The following is a 3446-nucleotide window of genomic DNA, read 5'->3' as shown; positions in this document are numbered from 1 at the left end:
TTTCAATAGCTCCTTTTTTATCCCCAAGTTTTGCTTGTATCAAGGATTTTAAACGGTAGTAATAAAATGGTTTATCCTTATTCAGATCTAATGCTTTATTTGCATAAACTAATGCTTTAGCATTATCGCCATTTGATTGATATAAAAATTGTGCTGAAGAAAAATAATCACCGGCAGTTGGTCCAGCCAATGCTTTTTCAATACTTGCCATGGCCATTTTTTGGGTAGGTACTTCAAATTTTAAAGCAACATAAGAACTCTCCCAATACATTTCTAAATAGGCAAAATTATTATCTAAACCACTTATTCCAATAGTAAAAGTTTCAACTGGTTTTGGTAAAGTTTCTTCCTTCACGGTAGTTCTTAATACTACGTTTGCTTCGTTCCATTCTTCTGGATTTCCCCAATTATCAGTCGTGGAGTAAAATATTATATCCCAGCTTTCAATTTTAGGAACAGTATACAAAGCGTATTTTCCTTTCTTTAAAGTTTTACCATCGATAACTACATCATCACTAAATGATATTGTTGTATTTTCATTAGCTCCCGTTCTCCATACTTTTCCAAAAGGGATTAAATTCCCAAAAACAGCTCTTCCTCTGGAACTTGGTCTGGAATAATTAATTTCAACTTGAGTTAAACCAACGCTTTGATTGATTATAGCTTTAGGACTGGCTTGCGGTGTTTTTACCTGCGCTTCAATGGTAAAGTTTGCAATAATGATAGCAAATGCAATTAGAATATTTTTCATGGTTTTGATTTTTATGTTCTCCAAATTTACAAATTCAGGTATTCTTAAATGTTAATTATTCCTTAATTTGGAATCAATATTTCTCACTTCATTAAAACCTAATTCATTGAAATGATTGATTACTACATCTGCTTCTGATAAATCTTGGTCTTTTGAATGAATGCTGTTATAACCCACACAGAAAATCCCAGCAGCTTTTGAAGCTTTAACCCCGTTAGTACTGTCTTCAATTACAATACAATTTTCCTTTGGGGCAATCGATAAACTCGCTGCATGCTCAAAAATGGCAGGATGTGGTTTTGATTTAGGAAAATCTTCACCACTCACTACATGCGTAAAATATTGATGCAACCCAAAGCGCGCAAAAACACGCTCGATAGTAACTTTAGAAGCGGAAGAAGCTAGAATCAATTGCATTCCGTCCTGGTGTAATTCTTTGATTAAGTTTTCAACGCCTTCCAGCAATTCTAAATCTTCTTTACTATCAAAAGCATCGTTAAAGATGTTTCTTTTTCTTTGAATTAAATCCTCAACATCATGATTCAATTGAAAAGCTTCTTTCAAAGTCTGGAATGTATTTCTTGTTGAAAAACCTGTAAATGAGGTATACATTTCTTCCGTAACAGCAATATTTAATTCTTCAAATTGTTTGAAATAAGCATAACGGTGCACTGGCTCTGTGTCAACAATTACACCATCCATATCAAAAATTACTGTTTGTATCATTTTTTAGATTTTTAGATTTTTAGACTTCTTAGATTATTAGATTCGTTAATTTAGGAAGATTATTTTCTAGGACTCCAACTAAAATACCGTGACTAAAACCTTAAAAACTACTCTTTTTTAAGTAAATACCGAATTACGGTTTCTGCAGCATACAGACCAAATAAACCAGGCATATAGCTGTTCGTTCCATAAAATGATTTTTTAAAATTGGAACCATCAGTCATTTTTAAACTGGATTCGTCCTGAATTTCAGAAGAAAAAACGACTTTCAATTTATCAATTTTAAATTCTTTCAAACGTCTTCGTATGGTTTTTGCAAAGAAACAATTCACTGTATTGGTTATATCCGTCACTTTGACTTTCGAAGCTTCCATCTTTCCGCCAGCTCCCATGCTGCTTATGATTTTCACTCTTTTTCTTTTGGCTGCAATAATCAAATTCAGTTTCGGAGTTACGCTATCAATGCAATCCAAAACGTAATCAAATTCCTCTGAAACAATCTCGAAAGCACGCTCTGGCGAAAGAAACTCCTGCACACGGGTCAATTTCAATTCAGGATTAATATCCATTAGTCGATCGCCCACAATAGTAACTTTGGGCTGTCCTACCGTAGAATGCAAAGCGGGTAACTGTCTGTTTATATTGGTAATATCAACTACATCTCCATCTACAATTGTCATTTTTCCCACTCCTGCTCTCGCCAAAAATTCAGCAGCAAAAGATCCCACACCACCAAGTCCTACGACTAGTACATTTGCATCTTGTAATTTATTTAAACCTTCTTTTTTAAATAAAAGTTCGGCTCTTTCCGTCCACTCTGCCATTTTTTCTTGTTTAAAGTTTAATGTTTAAAGTGCTAAAGCTTCAAACATTCCAAATATTATTTTTTATTCTACAATGTCTTTGCAAATACAAATCTAAAATTACTATTCACCTGGTTTTGCATTTCTTCCACCGAAATACCTTTGTATTTTGCTGCCAATACATAAACAGTTTCGATTCGTTCTTCAACCGTATCGGTTTCGAGAAAAAATCGATTATTGGGAACGCTTTTAAAAACCGTTTCTAATTCCTTATTTTGCAATAAATATTTTCCAAACGAAATATAAAATCCATTATCCAATAACTGTTTTGCTAACTGTTCGCTTTTTGAAAATCCATGAATTAGTATTGGAACCGTAATATTTAATTTTTTTACAGTTTCAATTAATTCCTGAAAAGCCGCAACACAATGAATCACAACGGGTTTTTGATATTTCTGTGCCAAAAGCAATTGTTTTTCGAAAACCAACTGCTGTAACTCCATTGGAACTTCAATGCGCTTATCAAGCCCGCATTCACCCATAGCTAGGCAACGTGCTTCTTGCAATTTACTTTCTAGTACTTCAAAATCAGATTCTAATCGTTCTTCAACAATAAACCAAGGATGAATTCCGATAGAATAAAATGGAATTGTTTCATCAAATTCCCAAGGATATTGATTGACTAATTCCACTACTCGAGGTCGATTCGTGAATTTATGGGTATGCAGATTAAAGAACTCCATTAGTCATGGAATTTTTTAACTCCGGCTTTTATTTCGATATTCAAATCGTTTTCCAAAGGTACTTTTGGACAAGAATATTTATTACTGTAAGCACAATATGGATTATACGAAGTATTAAAATCAATAACCACCGTTTCGCCTTTAGGTACTTTCATATCAATATATTTTCCGCCTATATAGCTTTCATTCCCACAAGTTAAATCTGAAAACGGTAAAAATAAATAGTCTTTATATTCCTTTTTCTTTGAAAGTTCAATGTTCTTATAAATATTCAGTTTAAAATCTTTTCCCTCTAAAATAAAGTAAGCTTCGCCATATTTTACATACATTGGTTTTCTTTCCCCAGTGGTTTTCATTTCAAACGGCTTTTCATTTTCTGTTCTAACAAATTTTGCTATCACATAGAACTTCTCATTTATCGGG

General features: G+C 33.2%; 5 protein-coding genes. All 5 read right to left on the bottom strand.

All coding sequences use genetic code 11. The features are described from left to right. Positions 1-751: DUF2911 domain-containing protein (locus ACH2BP_RS10090; protein WP_395059497.1), on the bottom strand; the 751-nt coding region annotated here is incomplete at its 3' end. 51 nt (positions 752-802) lie between these two features. Continuing rightward, positions 803-1477 (bottom strand): HAD family hydrolase, encoded by a 675-nt coding sequence (locus tag ACH2BP_RS10085; RefSeq protein ID WP_395059495.1) that lies wholly within the window; start codon positions 1475-1477, stop codon positions 803-805. Positions 1478-1584: 107 nt separating this feature from the next. Next, a complete protein-coding gene (locus tag ACH2BP_RS10080; protein ID WP_395059493.1) occupies positions 1585-2301 on the bottom strand; it encodes a ThiF family adenylyltransferase in 717 nt (238 codons plus the stop codon). A 68-nt stretch (positions 2302-2369) separates the two neighbouring features. Then, positions 2370-3023 carry a TatD family hydrolase gene (locus ACH2BP_RS10075; RefSeq protein WP_395059491.1) on the bottom strand — a complete coding sequence of 218 codons (654 nt, stop codon included), beginning with the start codon at positions 3021-3023 and terminating at the stop codon, positions 2370-2372. Further along, positions 3023-3446: DUF1684 domain-containing protein (locus ACH2BP_RS10070; RefSeq protein ID WP_395059489.1), on the bottom strand; the 424-nt coding region annotated here is incomplete at its 5' end. The genes ACH2BP_RS10070 and ACH2BP_RS10075, both read right to left, overlap by 1 nt.

The sequence above is a fragment of the Flavobacterium sp. genome, from assembly GCF_043756175.1.
In the GTDB taxonomy this organism is placed as follows: Bacteria; Bacteroidota; Bacteroidia; order Flavobacteriales; family Flavobacteriaceae; genus Flavobacterium.
This window is presented reverse-complemented; position numbering and strand designations above follow the sequence as displayed.